At 69.8% G+C, this 22,852-nt stretch carries 24 protein-coding genes and 1 pseudogene; 14 read left to right on the forward strand and 11 right to left on the reverse strand.

Features of this window, described 5'->3' with window-relative positions; all coding sequences use genetic code 11:
* Nucleotides 1-154 precede the first annotated feature (154 nt).
* Nucleotides 155-910 carry an NADase-type glycan-binding domain-containing protein gene (locus tag ACZK39_RS12350; protein WP_463613477.1) on the forward strand — a complete coding sequence of 252 codons (756 nt, stop codon included), beginning with the start codon at nucleotides 155-157 and terminating at the stop codon, nucleotides 908-910.
* 3 nt (nucleotides 911-913) lie between these two features.
* Here the strand turns inward: ACZK39_RS12350 and dtd are convergent, their stop codons facing one another.
* Nucleotides 914-1,351, reverse strand: coding sequence for a D-aminoacyl-tRNA deacylase (gene dtd / locus ACZK39_RS12355; protein WP_182799088.1), 438 nt, complete (start codon nucleotides 1,349-1,351; stop codon nucleotides 914-916).
* 34 nt (nucleotides 1,352-1,385) lie between these two features.
* Here dtd and ACZK39_RS12360 point away from each other — a divergent pair, with 34 nt between their 5' ends.
* From ACZK39_RS12360 to ACZK39_RS12375, 4 genes are read left to right on the forward strand one after another with little or no spacing between them, the layout of a single operon-like run.
* A complete protein-coding gene (locus tag ACZK39_RS12360; RefSeq protein ID WP_255422085.1) occupies nucleotides 1,386-1,508 on the forward strand; it encodes a hypothetical protein in 123 nt (40 codons plus the stop codon).
* The gene (locus ACZK39_RS12365; protein WP_463613478.1) at nucleotides 1,505-2,008 is read left to right on the forward strand and encodes a heme-binding beta-barrel domain-containing protein; all 504 of its coding nucleotides are present in this window, start codon (nucleotides 1,505-1,507) and stop codon (nucleotides 2,006-2,008) included. Before ACZK39_RS12360 ends, ACZK39_RS12365 begins: the two co-directional genes overlap by 4 nt.
* A gap of 1 nt (nucleotide 2,009) precedes the next feature.
* On the forward strand, nucleotides 2,010-2,939 hold the full coding sequence (gene ygfZ, locus ACZK39_RS12370; RefSeq protein ID WP_463613479.1) for a CAF17-like 4Fe-4S cluster assembly/insertion protein YgfZ: 930 nt from the start codon (nucleotides 2,010-2,012) through the stop codon (nucleotides 2,937-2,939).
* Between the two features lie 34 nt (nucleotides 2,940-2,973).
* The gene (locus tag ACZK39_RS12375; RefSeq protein WP_463613480.1) at nucleotides 2,974-4,347 is read left to right on the forward strand and encodes an acyltransferase family protein; all 1,374 of its coding nucleotides are present in this window, start codon (nucleotides 2,974-2,976) and stop codon (nucleotides 4,345-4,347) included.
* Here the strand turns inward: ACZK39_RS12375 and ACZK39_RS12380 are convergent.
* Nucleotides 4,340-4,588, reverse strand: a complete 249-nt coding sequence (locus ACZK39_RS12380) for a redoxin family protein (RefSeq protein ID WP_463613481.1) — start codon at nucleotides 4,586-4,588, stop codon at nucleotides 4,340-4,342. The genes ACZK39_RS12375 and ACZK39_RS12380 overlap by 8 nt on opposite strands.
* Before the next feature lie 127 nt (nucleotides 4,589-4,715).
* Here ACZK39_RS12380 and ppk2 point away from each other — a divergent pair.
* Nucleotides 4,716-5,591, forward strand: a pseudogene (ppk2, locus tag ACZK39_RS12385) (polyphosphate kinase 2); the annotation flags it as partial.
* 147 nt (nucleotides 5,592-5,738) lie between these two features.
* The gene (locus ACZK39_RS12390; RefSeq protein ID WP_463613573.1) at nucleotides 5,739-6,110 is read left to right on the forward strand and encodes an arsenate-mycothiol transferase ArsC; all 372 of its coding nucleotides are present in this window, start codon (nucleotides 5,739-5,741) and stop codon (nucleotides 6,108-6,110) included.
* A 524-nt stretch (nucleotides 6,111-6,634) separates the two neighbouring features.
* Here the strand turns inward: ACZK39_RS12390 and ACZK39_RS12395 are convergent.
* Entirely contained in the window at nucleotides 6,635-7,273 is a 639-nt protein-coding gene (locus tag ACZK39_RS12395) for a SatD family protein (protein ID WP_463613482.1), read from the reverse strand.
* 85 nt (nucleotides 7,274-7,358) lie between these two features.
* Here ACZK39_RS12395 and ACZK39_RS12400 point away from each other — a divergent pair, with 85 nt between their 5' ends.
* Nucleotides 7,359-7,787: a hypothetical protein gene (locus tag ACZK39_RS12400; RefSeq protein WP_463613483.1), complete on the forward strand. Its 429-nt coding sequence runs from the start codon at nucleotides 7,359-7,361 to the stop codon at nucleotides 7,785-7,787.
* Between the two features lie 29 nt (nucleotides 7,788-7,816).
* The gene (locus ACZK39_RS12405) at nucleotides 7,817-8,362 is read left to right on the forward strand and encodes an HD domain-containing protein (RefSeq protein ID WP_463613484.1); all 546 of its coding nucleotides are present in this window, start codon (nucleotides 7,817-7,819) and stop codon (nucleotides 8,360-8,362) included.
* On the opposite strand, the gene ACZK39_RS12410 is transcribed toward ACZK39_RS12405, so the two are convergent.
* The 6 genes from ACZK39_RS12410 to dhaK form a co-directional block, all read right to left on the reverse strand.
* Nucleotides 8,338-9,054, reverse strand: coding sequence for a PadR family transcriptional regulator (locus tag ACZK39_RS12410; RefSeq protein WP_463613485.1), 717 nt, complete (start codon nucleotides 9,052-9,054; stop codon nucleotides 8,338-8,340). The two genes, ACZK39_RS12405 and ACZK39_RS12410, sit on opposite strands and share 25 nt — an antisense overlap.
* Nucleotides 9,055-9,159: 105 nt before the next feature.
* Nucleotides 9,160-11,022: a translational GTPase TypA gene (gene typA, locus ACZK39_RS12415; RefSeq protein WP_182782199.1), complete on the reverse strand. Its 1,863-nt coding sequence runs from the start codon at nucleotides 11,020-11,022 to the stop codon at nucleotides 9,160-9,162.
* Nucleotides 11,023-11,156: 134 nt separating this feature from the next.
* Entirely contained in the window at nucleotides 11,157-11,603 is a 447-nt protein-coding gene (locus ACZK39_RS12420; protein ID WP_463613486.1) for a DUF3151 domain-containing protein, read from the reverse strand.
* 23 nt (nucleotides 11,604-11,626) lie between these two features.
* Complete coding sequence (gene dhaM, locus ACZK39_RS12425; protein ID WP_463613487.1) at nucleotides 11,627-12,340, reverse strand: dihydroxyacetone kinase phosphoryl donor subunit DhaM; 714 nt, start codon at nucleotides 12,338-12,340, stop codon at nucleotides 11,627-11,629.
* Nucleotides 12,340-12,975, reverse strand: coding sequence for a dihydroxyacetone kinase subunit DhaL (gene dhaL / locus ACZK39_RS12430; RefSeq protein ID WP_182782201.1), 636 nt, complete (start codon nucleotides 12,973-12,975; stop codon nucleotides 12,340-12,342). The genes dhaM and dhaL overlap by 1 nt, the downstream gene beginning before the upstream one ends.
* On the reverse strand, nucleotides 12,972-13,967 hold the full coding sequence (gene dhaK, locus ACZK39_RS12435; protein ID WP_463613488.1) for a dihydroxyacetone kinase subunit DhaK: 996 nt from the start codon (nucleotides 13,965-13,967) through the stop codon (nucleotides 12,972-12,974). Before dhaK ends, dhaL begins: the two co-directional genes overlap by 4 nt.
* Nucleotides 13,968-14,136: 169 nt before the next feature.
* On the opposite strand from dhaK, the gene trxA reads away from it, so the two are divergent.
* From trxA to ACZK39_RS12455, 4 genes are all read left to right on the forward strand, one after another.
* Nucleotides 14,137-14,553 carry a thioredoxin gene (trxA, locus tag ACZK39_RS12440; protein WP_463613489.1) on the forward strand — a complete coding sequence of 139 codons (417 nt, stop codon included), beginning with the start codon at nucleotides 14,137-14,139 and terminating at the stop codon, nucleotides 14,551-14,553.
* 110 nt (nucleotides 14,554-14,663) lie between these two features.
* Nucleotides 14,664-15,947, forward strand: a complete 1,284-nt coding sequence (locus tag ACZK39_RS12445) for an adenylosuccinate synthase (RefSeq protein ID WP_459056252.1) — start codon at nucleotides 14,664-14,666, stop codon at nucleotides 15,945-15,947.
* Nucleotides 15,948-15,978: 31 nt separating this feature from the next.
* Nucleotides 15,979-17,205: a phosphoribosylamine--glycine ligase gene (gene purD / locus ACZK39_RS12450; RefSeq protein WP_463613490.1), complete on the forward strand. Its 1,227-nt coding sequence runs from the start codon at nucleotides 15,979-15,981 to the stop codon at nucleotides 17,203-17,205.
* Between the two features lie 53 nt (nucleotides 17,206-17,258).
* Complete coding sequence (locus ACZK39_RS12455; protein ID WP_182799078.1) at nucleotides 17,259-18,872, forward strand: hypothetical protein; 1,614 nt, start codon at nucleotides 17,259-17,261, stop codon at nucleotides 18,870-18,872.
* A 12-nt stretch (nucleotides 18,873-18,884) separates the two neighbouring features.
* Here ACZK39_RS12455 and ACZK39_RS12460 read toward each other — a convergent pair whose 3' ends face one another.
* Nucleotides 18,885-20,876, reverse strand: a complete 1,992-nt coding sequence (locus tag ACZK39_RS12460; protein ID WP_182782208.1) for an acyl-CoA dehydrogenase family protein — start codon at nucleotides 20,874-20,876, stop codon at nucleotides 18,885-18,887.
* Nucleotides 20,873-21,535, reverse strand: coding sequence for a TetR/AcrR family transcriptional regulator (locus ACZK39_RS12465; protein WP_463613491.1), 663 nt, complete (start codon nucleotides 21,533-21,535; stop codon nucleotides 20,873-20,875). The genes ACZK39_RS12460 and ACZK39_RS12465 overlap by 4 nt, the downstream gene beginning before the upstream one ends.
* 75 nt (nucleotides 21,536-21,610) lie before the next feature.
* Between ACZK39_RS12465 and ACZK39_RS12470 the strand changes: the two genes are divergently transcribed.
* Nucleotides 21,611-22,852 carry an acetyl-CoA C-acetyltransferase gene (locus ACZK39_RS12470; protein WP_463613492.1) on the forward strand — a complete coding sequence of 414 codons (1,242 nt, stop codon included), beginning with the start codon at nucleotides 21,611-21,613 and terminating at the stop codon, nucleotides 22,850-22,852.

Here is a 22,852-nt window from a genome sequence, read left to right on the forward strand (position 1 = left end):
GCCAAGCTGACCCTCCCCAGCGCCACCACAGCGATCAAGACCCCACGCACCGCCTGACCCATTTCGCGGCTAAACCATGTGAGGAACCAGGAATCATTTCGCGGCTACCTTGACATGAGGAACTACGTCCGCGACGACTTGTAGCATGGCCGCCATGGGGCAGCGGGTTCCTGATGAGTACTTCCGGCCAGCCGCTGAATCCGACGACGTGCGCGCTGGTGACAGCGACCGCCCGCTTCCGGACAGGGCAGCCGCGAAGGCCGTCGCGCTCGCAGACATCCGCGTCGGCTGGACGGCCCGCGCCGTCGCCACCTTGGCGGTGGTGGTGGTGGGGGCCTCCTTCACCGTCGGGCGGCTCTGGGTCTTCCCCCCGGAAGAGCAGCCGCGTCCGGAACCCGCCCCTTCGCTCTCCGTCTCCGCGATGCCCTCTCCCTCCGCGTCGCCGGATGTTCTCGCCCCGTACGACGGCGCCGTCACGGCGGTCCAGGCCATCGCGGCCGAAGGGCGCTGCGTCGAGGGCGGCAGCCGCGACGCCCCGCTGGCGCTGGTGGACAACAACGGCGAGACGATCTGGCGGTGTCGCGGCGACGGCGCCGAGCAGAGCGTCACGGTGCGCTTTCCCGGGGTCCGCACCCTCGTCGGGCTACGGGTCGTCAATGGGAACACCGTCTGGACGGACCGTTACCTGGCCGAACGCCGGATCCTCACCATCCGGTGGACATTCGCTGACGGCTCGTTCTTCGAGCAGGGGCTGGCGGCCAACGATCGAACCCCGCAGGAGGTGCGCTTTCCGGAGACGGACACAGACAGGGTGACGCTGACCATCCTCGAGTCCACCGCTCCCGGAGGCACCAGCGTGTCCATGGACGCTGTGTCCATCAGCGCCTTGGACTTCCTCGGCCCAGCCTGACCCTCAGGCCCAGTCGTGCGTGTCGATCAGGATCGTCACCGGGCCGTCGTTGACCGACGAGACGCGCATGTGGGCGCCGAAGCGTCCCCGCGACACCGTCGCCCCCAGCAGCTCCAGCTGCCGGCACAACTCCTCGACGAGGGGCTCGCTCACCTGGCCGGGCGCGGCCCCGCTCCAGGAGGGACGGCGCCCCTTACGGGTGGAGGCGTAGAGGGTGAACTGGCTGACCACGAGGAAGGGCGCCCCGGTGTCGCTTGCTGAGGCCTCATCGTCGAGGATCCGCAGGCCCCATAGTTTGCGCGCGAGGGCCGCGGCGTCGGCATCGGCATCGCCATGCCCGACACCGGCCAACACAAGCAGGCCGGGCCGGTCCAGCCGCGCGACCACCTCGTCGCCTACCTCGACGGACGCCTCGAGTACCTTCGTCACCACCACGCGCATGGCCCCATTGTGGCCGGTTCGTATACTGGCCCGCATGGCCGCGGTCCTGGTGTGGGTGCTGATTGTCGCCACCGTCGCGCTGGGCGTCGGTGCGCTCATCGCGCTGGGCGTGACCCTGCGAGGGCTGTGGAGACAGCTGCGAGGAGATGAGTCGTGAACATTGACATCGAGGTGCCTGAGGGCCTCAACCCCGCCCTGACGGCGCTGGGCTGGCTGGTGGGCCGGTGGGAGGGCACCGGCAACGGTACGGACCACGACGGGAACGGGTTCGAGTTCGAGCAGCGCATCGAGTTCAACCACAACGGTGGCGAGTACCTGTACTACGCCTCCCAGACCTTCCTGCTCGGCAGCGAGGGGGCCGATCAGGTGCCGATGAGCATGGAGACCGGCTTCTGGCGCCCGAAGAAGGACGCCTCCCTGGAGGTGGTGCTGACCAGCGCCGACGGCTGGACCGAGGTGCTCGTCGGCAAGATCCAGGTCACCCGCATCGACCTGATGACCGACGCCGTGGTGCGCACCGAGTCGGCCACCGTTTCGCATTCTGCGGGCCAGCGTCTCTACGGCAAGGTGGAGGGCGACCTGATGTACGCGCTGGATCGAGCCACCACCGAGCACGAGTTGCGTCCCCACATGTGGGCCAGACTGAAGCGGACCTGAGATGCCCGTGATGCTCGAGTCCGGTGTGGACGCCGGCCTCGCCTGGCACTTCGGCAACCCGGTCGCCGAGGCGCGGGCCCTGGAGGCTGGGGAGGGGGTCGTGGACCTCCATAACCGCGAAATCCTGGAGATCAGCGGGCCGGACAGGCTCGGGTGGCTGCATTCCCTGACCACCCAACACCTGAGTGCGCTGGCTCCCGGCGAGGCCACGACGGCGCTGATCCTGTCACCCACAGGGCACATCGAGCACGTCCTGCACGGCGTCGACGACGGGGCCTCGTTCCTCGCCTGGACCGAACCGGGGCGGGCCGCCGAGTTGATCGCCTTCCTGGAGAAGATGCGCTTCTCGATGCGCGTGGAGGTGGCCTCCCGCCCGGACCTGCGCCTGGCCTGGGTGGGGCATCGCGTGCCCCTGGACGGGGCGTGGCGGAGGCGCGATTCCGAGTTGGGCGGGCTCGAGGTGTTCCTCCCTGCGGAGGCTGAGCTCGCCGGCACCGTCGGCACCTGGGCGCTCGAGGCCATGCGCATCGCCGCCGGCGTCCCCCGGATCTTCATCGACACCGACTACAAGACCATCCCCAACGAGATCGGGCTGGTGGGTACGCACCTGAACAAGGGGTGCTATCGAGGCCAGGAGACCGTGGCCCGGGTTCACACCCTGGGCAGGCCCCCTCGACGCCTGGTGCTGCTGCACCTCGACGGGACGATGTCCGCGCTGCCGGAGTGGGGCGCATCCGTCGAGCTGGCCGGCAGGGTGGTCGGTGTGGTGGGCTCTTCGGCCCGCCATCACCAGCTCGGTCCCATCGCGCTCGCTTTGGTGAAACGGTCGCTCGCCGTTGACGCGGAGCTGCTGGCGGACGGGATCCCGGCCGCGCAGGAGGCGCTGGTGGACCCCGACGTGGGCCTGCACGTGCGCCCCGTCCTGGGATAGGGGAGAGTCGCTCGCCGGCTGGCATCATTCTCCTGTGCACAACGAGCCGGCGCGTAACACCACGATCGACGTCGCGCGCGCTCTCTCCGTGTTCGTCGTCGTCGTTTTCCACGGACTCATCTTCCAGGCCTCAGTGGGGCCCGACGGCGCTCTGCGGGCGGAGCTGTGGGCGCCGCCCATCTGGGTGTGGGGGCTGTCGTGGCTGCTGATGTCCATGCCGCTCTTCTTCGCCTGCGGCGGCTTCGCCAACGCGATCATCGTGGACAAGATGCGACGGCGGGGCACCGGGTTCTCGCACTATCTCGCCAACCGTGGCCGTCGGCTCACCGGGGGGCTGACTCTCTTCGTGACGGTGTTTGCGGTGATCGCCACCGGGGCCGCCTGGGTGGGCTATCCGGCGCTGGCCGCGGAGCTCAGCCGCTCCCTGATGTTCCTGCTGTGGTTCATCTCCGTCTACCTCGTGATCGTCCTGTTCGCGCCGTTCATGGTGATGCTCCACGACCGGTTCGGGGCGTGGGTGATCGTCGCGATGCTGCTGGGCATCATCGTGGTGGACCGCGCATGGATCGGGTTCGGCCGCAACGACATCGGTCAGATCAACATGTTCCTCGTGTGGCCGCTCTGCCATCAGCTGGGCATCGGGTACCAGCGTGGCTGGTTCCGGGAGGGCCCGGCGCGCCGCACCTGGGCGCTCCTGCTTACCGCAGCCGGCGCAATCGTGCTCCTGATCGCGTTCTTCGGCTACCCGGCCTCGGCGGTCGGCTTCGGCAACGCCCCCCGGGCCAACCACCTTCCCCCCACGTTGGCGATGGCGCTGTTGGGAGTTGCCCAGGTGGCAGGTCTCGGGCTCGTGGAGCGGTCACGGGTGTTCGCCGACCTCGCACCGCGGGCCGAGGCGCGGCTCGCCAGGCTGAGCGCGCTCATGATGACGGTCTACCTGTGGCACGTTCCGTGTCTGCTCATCGGTGCAGCCGCGCTACTGCTGCTGGCCACGGCACTGCCGATGGCGGCGCCGGTGCTCCTGGCCCAGACCACAGTGCTGGCGGTCGGCGTGGTCCTGATCCTGGTCCTGGTGCCGCTCATCGGGCTCGTGGAGTACCGGCTGATCCCGCCGCTCGGCACCTCACAGGACCGCTACCTCGCGCTGCTGAGCTACGTGCTAATGATCGCCGGCGCGATGCTGGTGTGGCGCCACGGCACGGTCCTCCACCCGGCCTACCCGGGGTCAATCCTCGGGGTGGTGTCGATCTGGGCCGGGACCTGGACCATGGTGCGCGCGTCCCGGCCGGCGGGGGTGGCGCGCAGCCCAGACGACCTCCTCAAGCCGCTGCGCGGACTCGCGGCCCGACGGGCGGACAACTCCCCGGAGGCGGAGGCCCCCGGGGAGTTGGTGGACCGGATCAGTTGAGGGCGGCCAGGGCGGCGTCGTAGTCCGGCTCGTGTGAGGTCTCGGACACCTGCTCGGTGTAGATCACCGTTCCCTCGCCGTCGATGACGACGACGGAGCGCGCCAGGAGGCCGCGGATGGGACCGTCGGTGTAGGTGACCCCGTAGGCGCCTCCGAAGTCCGAGCGGAAGTCCGAGGCCACCACGCTGATCGCGCAGGTGCCGGTGTCCAGGGAGTGGAAGATGACAACAAATCCGGCCATGCCCGGGCCGCCATCCGCAGTGCTGTTCGCAGGGAGCCTGCTCCTCGGGTGTGGGTGAGCGCGACACGGCTCGTCGCGGTTTGAGCCCGTTCAACTCGCGTTCACCCGAAGGTGGTGAACTACTCCCATGAGCCAACAGAATCTCCGCGAATACATCGACCATCTGCGCTCCGAGGGCTACGCAGTCGCCGATGTCCACGGCGAGGACCCGTATCTGATCGACCCGCTCGGCAACGCGGTGGAGACCTGGCGGGATCGCCACCCCTACGACGAGCTCCTGGACCGGGACTCGTACGAAGCGGAGAAGCGGGAGCTGCAGATCGAACTGCTCAAGTTCCAGTACGCCGCCCAGGATGCGGGCACCAAGCACATCATCATCTTCGAGGGGCGCGACGCTGCAGGCAAGGGAGGTGCCATCAAGCGCTTCACCGAGCACCTCAATCCTCGTAGCGCGCGCGTCGTCGCGCTCGCCGCGCCCACGGAGCGGGAGAAGGGCCAGTGGTACTTCCAGCGCTACGTGCAGCACCTCCCGACGGCGGGCGAGATCGTCCTCTTCGACCGCTCCTGGTACAACCGGGCGGGGGTCGAGCGGGTGATGGGATTCTGCACCGATGAGGAGTACGAGAGCTTCATCCGGCAGGCCCCCCTGTTCGAGCAGATGCTGATCGAATCTGGTATCACCGTGACGAAGCTGTGGTTCTCGGTGGCGCAACGCGAACAGCGCACGCGGTTCGCGATCCGCCAGATCGACCCCGTCCGGCAGTGGAAACTCTCACCGATGGACCTGGAGTCGCTGGGCCGCTGGGAGGACTACACCGCTGCGAAGACGGCGATGCTCAAGCACACCGATACCGAGATCGCCCCCTGGTACCGGATCAAGTCCAACGACAAGAAGCGCGCCCGGCTCAACGCGATGCGCCTCTTCCTGGACCTGCACGACTATGAGGGCAAGGACCCCTCGGCGATCAAGCCCACGGACCCGCTGATCGTGCAGCGGGGCCGCAAGAAGTGGATGAAGGCGGATGAGGAGTCCGCCGAGGACGCCGCAGTCCGCCTCGATGCGACCCGCGGATCCACCACGGACCCTGAGCAGGCCTCCACCAAGCCGAGCGTCCTGTTCGTCTGCGTGAAGAACGGCGGCAAGAGCCAGATGGCTGCCGCCCTCGCCAGGCTGCACGCGGGTGACGCCGTCGACGTGTACTCGGCCGGCACGAAGCCCGCCGCATCGCTCAACGAGGAGTCGCGCGCCAGCGTCGAGCAGCTGGGCGCCACGTTCGAGGGTGAGCAGCCGAAGGCGATCGACCCCGAGATCCTGCGCAGCGTCGACAGGGTGGTGCTGGTCGGCGGCGAGGCGGCGGTGGAGCCCGTCGAAGGCATGCGCGGCACTATCGAGACATGGCTGACGGATGAGCCGTCCCTGCGCGGTATCGAGGGCGAGGAGCGCATGACACTTGTCCGCGACGACATCGACGCCCGCGTGCGTGCCCTCCTCTCCGAGTTGGTTCCGCCCTCCGTGGACTGACGGTCGGTCCCTGAGCCGAGCTGGACCGCCCGCAGCGCGGGGGGAAGGTCGCCCTTTCGCTCCCTGAGGAGGGCCGTCCGCGAAGCGGCGTGGCCCGTCTCGAAGGGTTGTGACTACCACCTTGACGCAGTTCTTGTGGGCGGGTGCGGTGAGCCGTGAGTCGATGCCCGGGCGGCCGTTGTCCAGGGTCTCGATGTTTCGTCCAGCCGGGTCGGTGGTCGGGTTGTTGAGGCCGCCCGGGCATCGTCTCCCGTCTCCCCGCACTCGTCCTGTCTGCGGCGTTGCCTGGTCCAGGGTGTGGGCCGGCAGGGCGGCGTTGGGGTCGGGTCTGCTTGGGCGGGATGCCTGTTGGGTGATCGTCGGGTTGGGCACCGCTGCGCAGTGCCGCCCTGCCGTCCCTCACCCTTGCGTTTGGCCGCGGGTTTTTGACCCTTCGAGACTCCCACGGTCGCTTCGCGACGCGGGACCCTCAGGGACCGAGCCTGGCCGCCCTGCCGTCCCCAACTCTCGCGCCCAGGGACGGGTCAGGGGAGCCGGCCGAGGGCGACGATGGCATCCATCAGCGGGCGCAGGTCGTTGTTGCGCACGCGCTGCGAATTGGCCGACTCGCTGATCCCCTCCCGCCCGGCGATCTCGGCGTTGTCCAGGCCGTCCAGCATGCCCCGGAGGGTGGAGAGCGCCCCCGGCCGCAGCCGGCCGAGATGGGCGTCGATCAGCCGCGACACGGCGTCGGCGGAGGGGGTTGCCGTGGCCCGATCGTCACGCACCGCCGTGCGCACCGCCTCGTATCCCGGTTTGGCCGCCTGTCCCTTGACCCAGTCGATCGCCTCGCGAGCCTGCCACCAGGCGGAACCGTCCTGGATCCCGCGAGCCTCGTCGACGACGACCACCTGGCCACCCCCGAGTCCGCAGCGTGCGTCCCACCGGGGGGCGAGCGCGAGCCTGAGCGAGAAGCCGGCAGTCAAGGCGGCGCCGAGGGAGCGGTATACCCCCTGGAGTTCATCGCCGACGGTGGGGCGAAGTTCGTGCAGCGGTTCGACGGCGGCGTTGACGCCCGCGACCGCCCGGAGCACGTCCGCATGCAGGGCGTCTCTCTGCGCGGTGCGCGACGCCACGATGTCGACGAGCAGAGCCACAACGGGCAGCACCTTCGTAGTCTTCATATGTAGAGAATAACTTCATAGCTTCCGGGTGAAGGACAAACCTTATCCCGCGGGAGTGTCGGGGCGGCGGTGTAGCGTTTCCGGCATGGACTGGGGGCTGGTACTGAAGGCCGCGATCGTGCTGCTCGCGGGCCTCGTCGCCGCCCTCGGCAACCCCGTCGTGCGTGCCCTACTGAGGCGGATCGACAAGGCGTCCCTCCCGTCGTCGGAGGTGGAGGTGGCGCAGACCCGGGCCAGCCTCGGCCTGGAGGCGGCCCAGAAGGAGCTTCCGGGCGGCCGGTGGATCGGCATGCTGGAGCGGGTGGCGGTCTACGCGTGCATCGTGGCGGGCTTTCCTGCCGGGATCGCCATGGTGCTGGCGGTCAAGGGTCTGGGGCGGTACGCGGACCTGGCCACGGCGTCGGACTCGGGGACCTCGCGCAAGGGCGAGTTGTTCATCATCGGGACCTTCGCCAGCATGCTGTGGGCAGGGCTCTGGGCCGGCGTCGCCCACTTCGCCGTCCGGGCGTGGTGAGCGCCGGGGGCCTGCTCCCGGAACATGTGGTGGCAGAGCTCCTCGACAGGTGGGCAGAGCCGCATCGTCGCTATCACTCCCAGGCCCACCTGCGCGACGGGCTGGCCGCGCTGGATCTGCTGCAGGCGGGCAGGCTGGAGAAAGTCGCCTTCTGGTTCCACGACGCGGTCCACCACAACGCCAGCCCGGACGACGAACTCGCCTCCGTCGCGCTGGCGCGGGGCCTCCTCCGAGGTCTGCCGGCCGCGGAGGTCGACGAGGTGTGCGGGTTGATCCTGGTCACCGTCGATCACGCGCCTCACCCCGACGACGAGGCCGGTGGACGGATGGCCGACGCAGACCTGCACGGACTGAGGCTCCCGTGGGAGCGGTACTGCGTCAATGTCGCGGCGATCCGGGCCGAGCTCCCCGACCTGGGGCCGGCCGAATGGGTCGAGCGTCGGCGACGCTTCATCGAGCGGATGCTGAGCCGCGGATCGGTCTTCCACACGCCGAAGGGCCTGGCGCTCTGGGAGCACCAGGCCCGGTACAACCTCCGGCGAGAGCTGGATCAGCTCTCGGCGAGCAGCTGGTAGAGACGCCTCTTCAGGTCCTCGACCTCGGCCGTCGCCTGAGCGATGAGGTCCGCGTTGCCGCTCTGGGCGATCGTCCCGACGGCGGACCAAGCCTGACCATAGGCCTGTGCCAGCCCGGCCGCGGGATGTGCGGCCGCGTCGTCGTCCTGCTCCCACGGGGTGGGTCGTTCTGTGGCCTCGGCCTCGGCGCGGCCGGCGTCGGTGATCTCGTAGGCCTTCCCCGCCTCGGAGGCGATGAGGCGGATGAGCCCCTCGTCCTCCAGTTGGTTGAGCGCCGGATAGATGGCGCCGGGGCTCGGCTTCCAGCGCCCGCCGCTGCGGTTGTCGAGCTCCTGGATGATCTGGTAGCCGTTGCGTGGCTGTTCGGCGATCAGCAGCAGGGCGGCGTTGCGGACGTCGCCGCGGCGGGCGCGGCCTCCACGTCGGCCACCGAACGGGCCGGTGCCGAAGCCGCCGGGGCCGAAGGGTGTGGGTCCGAAGCCGCCGGGGCCGAATGGGCCGCCGCCGGACGGGCCGTGCCCGCCCATCCTGCCGCGGCTAGGGCCTCCGTGGCGGTGACCGCGACCGCGGCGCTCGCCGCGCCGATCGTCGGTGGGTTCCTCGGGCGTGCTGCTTTCGTTGAGCAGGGCGCCGAAGATCTGGTGCAGGGCGGCGCCTCGGCCGCCCCAGGGGTGATGCATCGCGTAGTCCATCGCGAACTCCTTCTGGACAGTGGGGGCTGAATGCCCCGTACGTGTTCCAGGATGCACGATAGCTCGCGATATGTCAAAGATATATCGCGAACTATCGTGAAAGAGTCAGGGCTTCTTGTGCCCCTTGCGCTCCTTGGCCCGGTCGTTGGCGTTGAGCGACACCTTGCGGATGCGCACCATCGCCGGGGTGACCTCGAGGCACTCGTCGCCCGCGCAGAATTCCAGCGCCTGCTCCATGGACATGTTCTTGGCCGGGATCAGCCGCTCCAGTTCGTCGCCCGTGGAGGAGCGCACGTTGGTGAGCTTCTTCTCCTTCGTGGGGTTGACGTCCATATCCTCGGCGCGGGGGTTCTCGCCGACGATCATGCCCTCGTACACCTCTGCGCCCGGAGGGACGAACAAGGTGCCGCGCTCCTGCAGGTTGAACAGGGCGTAGGACGTGGTCACGCCCGTCCGGTCCGCCACCAGCGAGCCGGTGGGGCGGGTGCGGAAGTCGCCGGCCCAGGGCTCGAAGCCCTCGCCCACGTGGTTCATGATGCCGGTGCCGCGCGTCTCGGTGAGGAACTCCGTGCGGAAGCCGATGAGGCCGCGGGCAGGGACGATGAACTCCAGCCGGACCCATCCGGTGCCGTGGTTGACCATCATCTCCATGCGGCCGCGGCGGAGCCCCATGAGCTGCGTGACCACCCCGACGAAGTCCTCGGGGATGTCGACGGTGAGGCGCTCGATGGGCTCATGGACCTTGCCGTCGACCAGCTTCGTGACCACCTGCGGCTTGCCGACGGTGAGCTCGAAGCTCTCCCGGCGCATCATCTCCACCAGGATGGCCAGCTGCAGCTCGCCGCGACCCTGCACCTCCCAGGTGTCCGGGCGCTCGGTGGTGTTGACCTTGATCGACACGTTGCCGACCAGCTCCTGCTCCAGGCGCGCCTTCAGCAGGCGGGCGGTGAGGTTCTTGCCGGACTGGCCCGCCAGCGGTGAGGTGTTGATGCCGATGGTCATGGAGATCGACGGCTCGTCGACGTGGATGAGCGGCAGGGGCTTCGGGTTCTCGGGGTCCGAGAGTGTCTCGCCGATCATGATCTGCGGGATGCCCGCGATGGCGACGATGTCGCCGGGGCCCGCCAGATCCGCCTGCACGCGATCCAGTGCCTGCGTCATGAACATCTCGGTGAGCTTCACCGTGGAGATGGTCCCGTCGGTCTTGCACCACGACACCAGCTGCCCGCGCTTCATTTCGCCGGCGATGATGCGGCACAGGGCGAGGCGGCCGAGGTAGGGGGAGGCGTCGAGGTTGGTGACGTGCGCCTGGAGGACCGCGCCCTCCTCGTAGACGGGGGCGGGGATGTGCTCCATCAGGGTGTCGAACAGCGGCTCGAGGTTGGGGCTGTCCGGCATGCCGCCGTCCTCGGGCTGCGTCAGCGAGGCGCGGCCGGCCTTCGCGGAGGCGTAGACGATGGGGAAGTCGAGCACGTGGGCCGCGTCGTCGTCGATGAGGTCCATGAAGAGGTCGTAGGTCTCCTCGACGACGGCGGAGATGCGCGCGTCGCTGCGGTCCACCTTGTTGACCACCACGACGATCGGCAGGTTCTTGGCCAGCGCCTTGCGCAGCACGAAGCGGGTCTGGGGGAGCGGACCCTCGGACGCGTCGATCAGCAGGACCACGCCGTCGACCATCTCAAGCCCGCGCTCCACCTCGCCGCCGAAGTCGGCGTGGCCGGGGGTGTCGATGATGTTGATGGTGACCCCGGAGCCGTCGGGGCGGATGTGCCGCACGCCGGTGTTCTTCGCGAGGATGGTGATGCCCTTCTCGCGCTCGAGGTCCATCGAGTCCATGACGCGGTTGTTGACGTCGGATCCCTCGCGGAAGGCTCCGGACTGCCACAACATGGCGTCGACAAGCGTCGTCTTACCGTGGTCGACGTGGGCGACGATGGCGACGTTGCGCAGGTCTTCGCGTGTGGGCATGTGGCATCTCCGGGGGATCGACGGTGGGGGCCGCGGGAGAGTCTACGCGGCGGGAGCCTGGCGCCACGAACCGTGAGCCTCGGCTAGACGGCGGATCGAGTGCCGATGGGGTCGGCGGAGCGCGGGAGGCTCAGTCAATCGGAGTGCTCGGGCTGAGCGAGGACCTGGTAGGCCGTCTCCGAGGAGTCGCGGAGGAACTGCGCGCAGCGCTCCTGCTCCTCGTGCTCGCCGATCCGCCCCGCCGCGACACTCAGCGCCCACAGCGCCCGCAGGAAGCCGCGGTTGGCTTCGTGCTCCCACGGCACCTGGCCTGAGCCCTTCCAGCCGTTGCGCCGCAGCGTGTCCAGACCGCGGTGGTAGCCGGTGCGGGCGTAGGCGTAGGCGGCCAGGGAGCTTCCCAGTCCCTCCTCGGCGAGGCAGGTCTCGGCGAGGAGCGCCCAGCACAACGAGGAGGTGGGGTGCTGCGCCACGACCTCCAGGAAGCGCTCCTTGCCGTGCTCGGAGATCGCCGCGAGAGCAGGGTCGTCCGGCAGCAACACGACGACGTTCGAGGCCATCAGGTTGGGGTGCGTCTCGCTCATGGCGTCAGCCTAGCGAGCGGGCCTCAGTTCTCGCCGAACCCGGCCGAGATGAACGCCACCAGCGCGTCGACGGCGTCCTGCGCCTGCGGGCCTGTGGCCGTGAGGCTCAGGGTGTCTCCCCTGCGGGCGTTGAGGGTGGCCAGGCCGATGCTGCTGCCCGCCTTCACGGGGCCGACGTCCCCGTTGCAGATGCGGACATCTGCGTCGAACTTCCTTGCCTCGGCCACGAAGAGCGCCGCAGGCCTCGCGTGCAGGCCGGTCTCGTTGACCAGAACAGCCGTCCCGGTGGCGTCGCCGTCCGCCGCGACCACGGGTGGCACGGATGGTGCCGCAGGAGCGTTCCCCAGCGCGGACAGCTTCGGCGCGAGAGCTGACTCGGCCTCGGCCGCGACCTCGTCGATCGATGCCCCACCGACGGCGCGCACCACACCAGCAGTGAGGCCCTCGACGAAGGGGGCGGAGAGGACGCGCACGTTCTCGACGCCCGCGAACTCCACGCCCATCTCGGCGCTCATGATCGCTGAGCCCATGTCGACGAAGATCACCACGCCGTCGCCCCGGTCCACCTCCGCGATCGCCTCCGCGACCGCCGCGGCGTCCGTACCCAGCCCGCCGTCGGGCATGCCGGCCGCGATGGCCACGGGAGGGGGCTCCTCGTGGACCATCTGCATGGCCAGCTCGACGGCGGCCTCGGCCAGCGCGCGGCTGTGCGAGACCACCACGATGCCCACCGCCATCAGGCGCCGATCACGTCCGCCAAGGCGTCGAACAGGTACGCCGACGAGGTGGCCCCCGGATCCTGGTGACCCGCGGACCGCTCGCCGAGGTAGCTCGCGCGTCCCTTCTTTGCCACCATGGGGGTGGTGGCGTCACGGCCCACGGCGGCGGACTGCGCGGCCGCCGCGACGGCGTCGTGCAGATCCGCTCCGTCGGCCAGGGCCGCGTCGAAGGCGTCGATGGCCGGGGCCAGCGAATCCACCATCGTCTTGTCGCCCAGCTCCGTCTTGCCGCGGGCGATCAGCCCCTCGAGCCCGGCCCGGAAGGCCTTCGCGAACTCCTGTGGCGAGAGCTCCATCACGGACCCGGTGGCCATCCCCATCTTCATCAGCAGGGTGCCGTACAGCGGGCCGGCGGTGCCGCCGACCGTGCTGACCAGCGTCATGCCCGCCTTCTTGAGCAGGCCGTCGACAGTGGTGGCCGCATCGAGGTGGGTCACCACCGCCGCGGTACCCCGGGCCATGTTGGCGCCGTGGTCCGCGTCACCGATGGCCGAATCGAGGTCCGTGAGGAAGGTCTTGTTCTCGTCGACGATCTGCGCGTAGCGGCGCAGCCAGTCGGCGAGCAGGTCCAGGGTCAGGTGTTGTGCGCTCACATGCCCCACCGTAGCCCCGCGGACTTCACGGGGGCATCCCACAGGCGAATCATGTCGTCGTCCGCCTTGACGAGCGTGAGCGAGCAGCCGGCCATGTCCAGGCTCGTGATGTAGTTGCCCACCAGGTTGCGCTCGACGGTGACCCCCGCGTCCTTCAGCAGCGCCACCACCTCGCCATACATGAGGTACAGCTCGATCAGCGGGGTGCCGCCCATGCCGTTGAGCATGGCGATGACGGGGGCGCCGGTGAAGTCGAGGTCGTGGAGGATGGGATCCACCAGCTGCTTGGCGATGGACTTCGCGTCCGCGATGGGCTCGCGGTGGCGGCCGGGCTCGCCGTGGATGCCGATGCCGATCTCCACTTCGTCCTCGGGCAGGTCGAAGGTGGGCTTGCCGGCCGAGGGGACGGTGCACGAGGTGAGCGCCATGCCCATCGAGCGGCCGTTGTCCGCCACCCGCTGCGCCAGAGTCTTGACGGCGGCCAGGTCCTGGCCCTCCTCGGCGGCTGCGCCGACGATCTTCTCCAGCAGAACGGTGGTGCCCACGCCGCGGCGGCCCGCGGTGTACAGCGAATCCTGCACCGCGACGTCGTCGGCCACGATGACCGTCTCCACCGTGATACCTGCGTCGGTGGCCATCTCCGCGGCCATCTCGAAGTTCATGATGTCGCCGGTGTAGTTCTTCACGATGTGCAGCACGCCCCCGCCGTTGTCCACGACGGTGGTGGCCTCGAACATCTGGTCCGGGGTGGGGGAGGTGAACACCTGGCCGGCGCACGCGGCGTCGAGCATGCCCACGCCGACGAAACCGCCGTGCATCGGCTCGTGACCGGAGCCACCGCCGGAGATGATGGCGACCTTCCCGGCCTCCTTCGGTGTGACGCGGTAGATCACCCGGTTCTCGTGATCTACGCGGACATTCGCGTCTGATGCCTCCACGCCCTTGAGGGCGTCGGCGATCACGTCGTCGGCGGAATTGATGAGCTTCTTCACGGTCCTACCTCCTGCGTCGTTGCGGGTATCCATCGATCCTGATTCCCACAGCGATCGTAGGCAAGGGCCCTGACCTTTCGTGCAGTTTCCTCCAAGCCCGGGGCCACCGATGTGCGCCGATCTCATGCCCTGTCATCCCACATTTCGGGGGAGGGGGGACCATGGAGTCATGAGCATCTCCACCTGCGTCTCGTGCGGCGCACGCAACAGGGTCCCCGCCGCCGCCACCGGCCTGCCGCGATGCGCCAAGTGCAAGGCCGACCTGCCGTGGCTCGTCGACGCCACCGACGCGGATTTCGATGGAGTGGTGGCCACCCGGGTCCCCGTCGTGGTGGACCTGTGGGCGCCCTGGTGCGGGCCGTGCCGCATGGTATCGCCCGTCCTTGAGCGCCTCGCGAAGGCCAAGGCCGGACGGCTCAAGGTGGTCAAGATCAATGTGGATCACAACCGCGCTCTGCAGGCCCGGTTCGAGGCAATGAGCATCCCCACGCTGGTGCTGATCCGCGACGGGAAGGAAGTGGCGCGGCAGGTGGGCGCATTGCCCGCGCAGCAGCTCGAGCGCTGGGTGGAGCAGCACTCCGCCTGAGAGTCAGGAAGGAGGCCGCCTCCGGTGGCCGGGCCCCGGCTCCGTTAGACTGCCCCGGTAGGGCCCCCGCGAAGAGCTGGGGCTTCATCCATGTGTGTGGAGGTGGCAAGATGCCAAGCGTTGTCGTGGTCGGGGCTCAATGGGGAGACGAAGGCAAGGGCAAGGCGACTGACCAGCTGGGGGACCGCGTCGACGTCTGCGTCCGCTACTCCGGCGGCAACAACGCGGGCCACACGCTGGTGGTCGGCGGCGAGAAGTTCGTGCTGCACCTGCTGCCCTCCGGCATCCTCAACCCCGGGACCACCACCGTGATCGGCAACGGCGTCGTCGTGGATCTGGACGTCCTCGCCGAGGAGTTGGACGTGCTGGCGTCGCGGGGCGTGAACGTGGCTCACCCGCTGATCTCCGCCAACGCCCACATCATCACCGAGTACCACAAGGTGCTGGACAAGGTCACCGAGCGATTCCTCGGCAAGCGGCGGATCGGCACCACGGGCCGTGGCGTGGGGCCGTGCTACTCGGACAAGGTCAACCGCCTCGGCATCCGGATCCAGGACATCCTCGACGAGTCCATCCTGCGGCAGAAGGTCGAGGCCGCGCTGGATCAGAAGAACCAGCTGCTGGTGAAGGTCTACAACCGCCGGGAGATCATCGCCGAGGAGGTCGTGCAGGCCCTCCTCAAGCACGCCGACACCATCCGCCCCCACATCGTGGACTCCGGCCGCTACGTCAACGACGCGCTGGATGCCGGCAAGGTGGTGCTCTTCGAGGGCGCCCAGGCGCACCACCTCGACGTGGACCAGGGCACCTACCCCTACGTCACCTCGTCGAACCCGACGGCGGCCGGCGCCACCACGGGCGGCGGCGTGGGCCCCACCCGGATCGATCGCACCATCGGCATCGCGAAGGCCTACACCACCCGCGTCGGCGAGGGACCGTTCCCCACCGAGCTGTTCGACCACGACGGCGAGGAGCTGCGCCGCATCGGCTCCGAGTTCGGCGCCACCACCGGCCGCCCCCGTCGCTGCGGCTGGTTCGACGCGCTGCTGGTGGAGCAGGCCGTCAAGATCAACGGCTTCACCGACATCTTCCTCACCAAGCTGGACATCCTCAGCGGCTGGGAGAAGATCCCGGTGTGCGTGGCCTACGAGGTCGACGGCGTCCGACACGACGTCATGCCGATGACTCAGTCGGACTTCCACCACGCCAAGCCCATCTACGAGGAGCTCGACGGCTGGGCCGAGGACATCAGCGGGTGCCGCGAGTTCGATGAGCTGCCGGCCACCTGCCAGGCGTACGTGCACAGGCTCGAGGAGCTGATCGGGTGCCGGATCAGCGGCATCGGGGTCGGCCCCGGCCGCGAGCAGTCCGTGGCCATCAACGACCTGATCTGAAGTCCGGGAGCGGACCACTAGGCTGACGCGGGTGAAGATTCTTCTCCTTGGCTCCGGGGGTCGCGAGCACGCCCTCGCCCGCGCGCTCGCCGCAGATCCGTCCGTCACCGAGCTGCACGCGGCTCCGGGGAATCCGGGGATCGGGCGAATCGCCACGCTGCACTCGCTGGACCCGTCGTCGCCCGTCGCGGTGGTGGAGGCAGCCCGCTCGCTCGCCGCCGACCTCGTGGTCATCGGGCCGGAGGCGCCGCTGGTCGCGGGGGTGGCCGACGCGCTGCGCGAGGCCGGCATCGACGCGTTCGGGCCCGGCCGCGAGGCCGCGGTGCTCGAGGGGTCGAAGGCGTTCGCCAAGGAGGTCATGCAGGCCGCGGGGGTGCCCACCGCGGATGCACGCCTGTGCGAGACGTCGGAGCAGGTGGCGGCCGCGCTGGACGAGTTCGGCACCCCCTACGTGGTCAAGAACGACGCCCTCGCCGCAGGCAAGGGCGTGGTGGTCACCGACGACCGCGAGGCCGCTCTGGCACACGCCGCATCCTGCGGCCGGGTGGTCATCGAGGACTACCTGGACGGGCCGGAGGTGAGCCTGTTCGCGATCTGCGACGGCGAGCGCGCGCTGCCGCTGCTGCCCGCGCAGGACTACAAGCGGGTGGGAGACGGCGACGCGGGGCCCAACACCGGGGGCATGGGCGCCTACTCGCCGCTGGCCTGGGCCGACGCAGGACTCACAGACCAGATCATGGCCGAGGTCATCGATCCCACCCTCGCCGAGATGCGCCGACGCGGCACCCCCTTCATCGGGCTCCTCTATGCCGGGCTGGCGCTCACGTCGAGGGGCCTGCGGGTGGTGGAGTTCAACGTCCGTTTCGGAGACCCGGAAACCCAGGCCGTCCTCGCGCTGCTCGACACCCCGCTGGCAGGGGTGCTCCGCGCGGCGGCCCGCGGGGAGCTGGATACCGTCGGTGGGCTGGCGTGGCACGAGGGCGCGGCTGTCGTGGTGGTGTCGGCGGCCGCGGGCTACCCCGGCACCCCCGCCACGGGTGGGGCGATTGGGTTGCCAGAGGACGAGGACGACGCCTACGTGCTGCATGCCGGGACCCGCCTGGACGGCGGGAGGCTCGTCTCCGCCGGCGGTCGCGTGCTGGGCACGGTCGGTCGCGGCGTGGACGTGGGTGAGGCGCGCGAGCGCGCGTACGCACTCCTCTCGCGCGTGGACTACGCCGACGGCTTCCACCGCACAGACATCGGAGTTCCGCACTGAGGCCACCAGTGCCGGGATTTCGGGGTCGCGGCGCGAGATGGCAGGCTTTTGGGATGATCACTCGCCGAATTGCCCTCCTCGGACTCGCCGCGACAGCGGTGGCCGCCGCCTCCGGCTGCAGCGGTTCGCCAAGCGACGGATCGGGCTCCAGCTCCTCCGGAGGCACGCAGGGCCCGTCGGCTGAAGCATCGCCGTCGACGATCGGCCACCGCGTTGCGGTCAACACCGGCCTCGCGTCGGGGGTGCTGCCCTCAGACGACGAGGGCGCCCTGGCCGTGAGCCGGCTGGTGCTGGCCGAGGCAACCGCCGTGGTCGTCGTTCAGCCGGCCCCGCCAACGCCGAGCGCTCCGGCCTCGCCGTCGGCTGGCGCCTCGCCGTCGAACAGCGCCTCTCCCAGCGCGGCCACGTCTCCGACGCCCGCTGCCGGTGGGGACGTCGCGGCGGCCTCCGCCACCGCGGCCGCGCTCGGCCTCCCCCTGCTGATCGCCGGGCCCGAGCTCGCTGCCGAGCTCAACCGCCTCCAGACCCGCACCGTGATCGCCTACCCGGCCGCAGGGCTGGACCTCGGGGACCGCGAGGTCGTCGACGGCCCGGCCGATCCCGCCGAGCTGCAGGTGGAGGGACTCCCCGCCGAGACCGCCCCCGCGACCGCCGCCGCGCTGCGACCCAGGGGCGAGTCCGTCTCCGCCGCCACGGCCGCGATCCTGGCGGCAGCCGGCATCGCCCTCACCGAGGTGCCCTTCACGGATCCGCGCGCCACGGCCGAGTCGGTGGCGCTGGTCAAGGGGGCCACCGGAGCCGTCCTCGGCGTCGGCGCGTTCGGCGACTCCGCCCGTTTCGCCGCGCGGGTGGAGGCCGCCCGCACGCTTCCGGAACTGCCGGGCGGTGGAGTCGCGCCGTTCCCGGGACGGATGATGGTGGCCCTCTATGGGCACCCGTCCGGCGGCACCCTCGGGGTGCTGGGCGAGCAGGGGCCGGAACAGTCCGTCGCCCGGGTGAAGGAGTTGGCCGCCCAGTATCAGGCCTTCAGTGACGTCCCGGTCATCGGCGCGTTCGAGATCATCACGACCGTGGCCAGCGCGTCGGCCGGCCCCGACGGTGACTATTCCTACGAGACCCCGGCCGAGCAGCTACTGCCCTACATCGAGGCGGCCGAGGCGGCGGGCATCTACTGCGTGCTGGACCTCCAGCCCGGGCACACCGACTTCCTGACCCAGGCCAAGCGCTACGAGGAGCTGTTGAAGCGGCCCACCGTCGGTCTCGCGATCGATCCCGAGTGGCGGCTGAAGCCCGGCCAGCGCCACATGACCATCATCGGCCAGGTGGAGGTGGACGAGGTCAACGCCACCGGAGCCTGGTTGGCGGACCTGGTGGCGGCCAACAACCTGCCCCCGAAGGTGGTGATCCTGCACCAGTTCCAGCAGCGGATGATCGTCGGCCGCGAGCGGCTCGACACCACCCGCGACGAGCTGCAGTACCTCGTCCACGCCGACGGGCACGGCAACCCGCCGCTCAAGCAGGCGACCTGGCGCAACCTCAAGGAGGGCCTGCCGGCCAACGTCTGGCTGGGGTGGAAGAACTTCATCGACGAGGACTCCCCGACGATGACGCCCCAGGAGACGATGGAGGACGTGGAGCCGCGACCCAACTTCGTGTCGTACCAGTAGCGGGAGGAGCGGTCAGGGGAGCAGCGGCGGCACCGCCTCCCGCGGGTGCTTCAGCCACGACTCCGGCACGCCCAGGCCCTCGGCCAACTCACGCGCCCTCGGCCTCAGCTCGCCGCACAGGTCGTCGACGGTGGCCGTGATCGCCTTGCTGCGGCGCGGGTCGAAGGCCTCGTGCTCCAGGTACCAGGCGCGGTTGGACTCGATGGTGGCCAGCGCGTAGAGGTCGCAGACCTTCACCAGCATCGCCGTGACGTAGTCGTCGTCGCACTGCTCGATCCCCTCGATGAAGGCCTCGAGCACAATGCGGTCCACGTGCGCCTTCGCGGCTTCGAGCATGTGCGTCTGACACGCGTTCAGCGCGGCCGGCTGCTGCGCGTCCGGCAGCTTGCTCGCGGCCCGCATCCGCCGGGCGAGGCCCTCGACGGTGTGCTTCTCGCGGAACTCGAACATCTGCACGTGCCACCCGCGGGCGCGCATCCGTTCCGAGTCCGGCTTGCGGTCGGCGATGGCCACGAGTCGGTCGATGAGGGAGCGCGCCGTCGTGCGCTCCAGGACGGTCTGCCCGATCATGGCCGCCGTCTTCTGCGCGGTGCCGCGCAGGTCCATGTCGCCCCACGTGGACTTGTACTCCAGCAGCAGCGCCTTGGCGACCAGCTGGAGCAGCACGGTGTTGTCGCCCTCGAAGGTGGCGAACACGTCGGCGTCCTGGCGGGCCATCGTGATGCCGTTGTCCGACATGTAGCCGGCGCCCCCGCAGGCCTCGCGGGCCTCCTGCATGGAGTCCAACGCCCACCTGGTGAGCAGCGCCTTCATGCCGGCGGCCCGAGTCTCCAGCTCGCGCGAGGCCTGCTGGTCCGAACTTCCGGCATCCATCACGCGCTGCAGCTGCAGCGCGAGCTCGTTCTGTGCGAATCCGTAGGCGTAGGCCCGTGCCACATGGGGCAGGAGCCGGCGTTGGTGGGTGAGGTAGTCCAGCAGCAGGATCTCCTCCCCGAGACCCGGGCGGCGGAACTGCCGGCGCTCGTCCCCGTAGCGCACCGCGATGCTCAGCGCCTTGCGGGCAGCCGAGGCGGCCCCACCGCCGACGCAGATCCGGCCGCGGACCAGCGTGCCGAGCATGGTGAAGAACCGCGCGTTCTTGCTCTCGATGGGCGACTGGTAGTGGCCCTCGTCGTCGACGCCCCCGTAGCGGTCCAGCAGCATCAGCCGCGGCACGCGGACGTGATCGAAGGCGATGGTGCCGTTGTCGATGCCCAGGAGGCCGCCCTTGTGGCCGTGGTCCCCGGTGGTGACGCCCGGCAGGTCGTTGCCCGCCTCGTCGCGGATGGGCACCAGCACCACATGCACGCCCTGGTGCTCGCCGTCGACCATCAACTGCCCGAAGACGGCGGCCATCCGTCCGTCCCGGGCTGCGTTGCCGATGTAGGCCTTGGTGGCCGATGGCGTGGGCGAATGGACCTCGAACTCGGCCGTCTCGGGCAGCCACGTGATGGTGGTCTCGATGGACTGCACATCTGACCCGTGGCCCAACTCCGTCATGGCGAAGCAGCCGAGCAGCTCGGTGCTGATGGCGCCGGGCAGGAACGTCTCGTGGTGGTACTGCGTGCCGAGGTTGGTGATGGCGCCGCCGAACAGGCCGTGCTGCACGCCGGTCTTGATGGTGAGCGACAGGTCGCCCATAGCCACCATCTCGAAGTTGGCCACGGACTCGGCCGCGGTGCCCGTGCCGCCCTGGGCGATGGGGAAGCCCGCGGTGACGAAGTTGCGCTGGGCGAGCTTCACCACGCGGTCCAGCGTCCAGTCCCGGGCCTCGTCGACGGTGAGGGCGGTGTCGCGGACCACGTCGTCGGGGCTCACCTCGTCGCGCCATCGCTGCTTCAGCGCGTGGAAGGGCCCGTCGAGGGCGCGGCGCAGGGCCTCGCCGGTGGGGGAGATGGTGGTGCCGTGGGCGGCCGGGCCGGCGGAGGTGGTGGGTCGGGTGTCTCGGGTGGCGGTCAGTGTCATGGGGTCAGCTCCTTGGTTTGAGCGGCGAACGCCGGGGCGAACAGTTGGTCGATGTAGTCGACGACCTCTGCGCGGGGCCGTCGGAGATTGGTGATGATCCAGCGGTCGGCGACCGCCCAGATGAAGCCCACCGCGCCGTGGCCCCACGTGTTGGCGGGCTCCTCGTCGAGGCCCTGGCGCCTCAGCCAGGAGCGGAAGGCGGCGGCCACCTCGTTGCCGATGCGTGTGGTGATGCCGAGGACCGGATCGTCGACCGGCGACTCCCCGGCGGGCCTGGTGGAGACGAACAGATACAGGTTGCGGTCCCGCTCGACGACGGCGAGGTAGGCGTCGGCGAGGGTACGCACGAGGTCGCGGGGTTCGAAGGTCGCGGCGTCCTCAAGCGGCAGCTTGCGCAGGATGAACTCGTGCACGGACTCGACGACGGCGCGGTACAGGCCCGCCTTGTCACCGAAGTGACGGTAGAGGACCGTCTTGGACGTCCTGCTGAGCGCGGCGATCTCGTCCATCCCCACCGAGGGCCCGTGCTCGCGGATGGCACGCACGGCGTCCTCGACCAGCGCCCGACGGCGGAGGCTGTTGTGCTCGTCCCAGCGTGAGGCGCGGCCGTCCGGTTGGGGTGGCGCGGCCACCGTCGGGGGATCGTCGGCGATCTTCATGCAACTCAGAGTACCTGAAACTCTGCGTATCTGCTACTGTGGGTATCGAATACCCCAGCGAGAGGATCAACGTCGATGACACGCACCGCAGTAGTGGTGGGGGGCAACCGCACCCCCTTCGTCAAGGCCGGCGGCAAGTACGCCGAGGCCTCAGCCCAGGATCTGTTGACGGCGGCCCTCGACGGGCTGGTCGCCAGGTTCGGCCTGGCCGGTCAGGAGGTGGGTGAGGTCGTGGCCGGGGCGGTGCTCAAGCACACGCGCGACTTCAACCTCACCCGGGAGGCGGTGCTCGGCTCCGCGCTCTCCCCGCACACCCCCGCATGCGACCTGCAGCAGGCCTGCGGCACCGGCCTGGAGGCCGTGGTCTACGCCTCGAACAAGATCCGGCTGGGCCAGGTGGACGTGGCCATCGCGGGCGGCGTGGACTCGGCCTCCGACGCTCCGCTCGTCACCTCCGAGGGGATGCGCAAGGCGATGCTGGCGCTGTCGCGGGCCAGGTCCCTGCCGGACAAGCTCGCCGCGCTGGCGCGGATCCGTCCCGCGGACCTGGCTCCCGTGCCGCCCGCCGTCGTCGAGCCGCGCACCGGCCTGAGCATGGGCGAGTCCCAGGCGCTGACCACCGCGAAGTGGGGCGTGACGCGCGAGGACCAGGACGACCTCGCCCTGGCCTCGCACCGGAACCTGGCCGCCGCGTGGGACGAGGGGTTCTTCGACGACCTGGTGACGCCGTACCTGAAGGTGTCGCGCGACGGCATCCTTCGACCCGACACCACTCAAGAGGCGCTCGGGAAGCTGCGCACCGTCTTCGGCAAGGTTGACGAGGCGACTATGACCGCCGGCAACTCCACGGCCCTCACCGACGGCGCCGCCCTGGTGCTCGTTGCGGAGGAGGAGTTCGCGCGCGGCCGCGGCTGGCCCGTCTGGGCCAGGGTGGTGGACGCGCAGGTGGCCGCCGCGGACTACACGACGGGCAAGGAGGACCTCCTCCTGGCGCCGACGCGCGCCATCCCGAAGCTCCTCGAGCGCAACGGCCTGACCCTGGCGGACTTCGACTTCCTGGAGATCCACGAGGCGTTCGCCTCCACGGTCCTGGCCACGATCACGGCGCTGGAGGCCAACGGCGTGGGCACCGTCGACCGCTCGAAGCTCAACGTGAAGGGGTCGTCGCTGGCTGCGGGTCACCCCTTCGCGGCCACCGGCGGCAGAATCGTCGCGTCGTTGGCGAAGATGTTGCACGAGCGGGGCCCGGGCTCCCGTGGACTGGTGTCGATCTGCGCGGCCGGCGGCCAGGGCGTCGTCGCGATCCTGGAGGCGTGA

The sequence above is a fragment of the Tessaracoccus luoxuelianae genome, from assembly GCF_055326245.1.

Bases quoted from the DNA above. Each gene is read 5' to 3' on its own strand.
- ACZK39_RS12350 (WP_463613477.1), top strand. From the start codon at position 155: ATGGGGCAGCGGGTTCCTGATGAGTACTTCCGGCCAGCCGCTGAATCC.
- dtd (WP_182799088.1), bottom strand. From the start codon at position 1,351: ATGCGCGTGGTGGTGACGAAGGTACTCGAGGCGTCCGTCGAGGTAGGC.
- ACZK39_RS12360 (WP_255422085.1), top strand. From the start codon at position 1,386: ATGGCCGCGGTCCTGGTGTGGGTGCTGATTGTCGCCACCGTCGCGCTG.
- ygfZ (WP_463613479.1), top strand. From the start codon at position 2,010: ATGCCCGTGATGCTCGAGTCCGGTGTGGACGCCGGCCTCGCCTGGCAC.
- ACZK39_RS12380 (WP_463613481.1), bottom strand. From the start codon at position 4,588: ATGGCCGGATTTGTTGTCATCTTCCACTCCCTGGACACCGGCACCTGC.
- ACZK39_RS12390 (WP_463613573.1), top strand. From the start codon at position 5,739: ATGGCTGCCGCCCTCGCCAGGCTGCACGCGGGTGACGCCGTCGACGTG.
- ACZK39_RS12395 (WP_463613482.1), bottom strand. From the start codon at position 7,273: ATGAAGACTACGAAGGTGCTGCCCGTTGTGGCTCTGCTCGTCGACATC.
- ACZK39_RS12400 (WP_463613483.1), top strand. From the start codon at position 7,359: ATGGACTGGGGGCTGGTACTGAAGGCCGCGATCGTGCTGCTCGCGGGC.
- ACZK39_RS12410 (WP_463613485.1), bottom strand. From the start codon at position 9,054: ATGGACTACGCGATGCATCACCCCTGGGGCGGCCGAGGCGCCGCCCTG.
- typA (WP_182782199.1), bottom strand. From the start codon at position 11,022: ATGCCCACACGCGAAGACCTGCGCAACGTCGCCATCGTCGCCCACGTC.
- ACZK39_RS12420 (WP_463613486.1), bottom strand. From the start codon at position 11,603: ATGAGCGAGACGCACCCCAACCTGATGGCCTCGAACGTCGTCGTGTTG.
- dhaM (WP_463613487.1), bottom strand. From the start codon at position 12,340: ATGGCGGTGGGCATCGTGGTGGTCTCGCACAGCCGCGCGCTGGCCGAG.
- trxA (WP_463613489.1), top strand. From the start codon at position 14,137: ATGAGCATCTCCACCTGCGTCTCGTGCGGCGCACGCAACAGGGTCCCC.
- ACZK39_RS12445 (WP_459056252.1), top strand. From the start codon at position 14,664: ATGCCAAGCGTTGTCGTGGTCGGGGCTCAATGGGGAGACGAAGGCAAG.
- ACZK39_RS12455 (WP_182799078.1), top strand. From the start codon at position 17,259: ATGATCACTCGCCGAATTGCCCTCCTCGGACTCGCCGCGACAGCGGTG.
- ACZK39_RS12460 (WP_182782208.1), bottom strand. From the start codon at position 20,876: ATGACACTGACCGCCACCCGAGACACCCGACCCACCACCTCCGCCGGC.
- ACZK39_RS12465 (WP_463613491.1), bottom strand. From the start codon at position 21,535: ATGAAGATCGCCGACGATCCCCCGACGGTGGCCGCGCCACCCCAACCG.
- ACZK39_RS12470 (WP_463613492.1), top strand. From the start codon at position 21,611: ATGACACGCACCGCAGTAGTGGTGGGGGGCAACCGCACCCCCTTCGTC.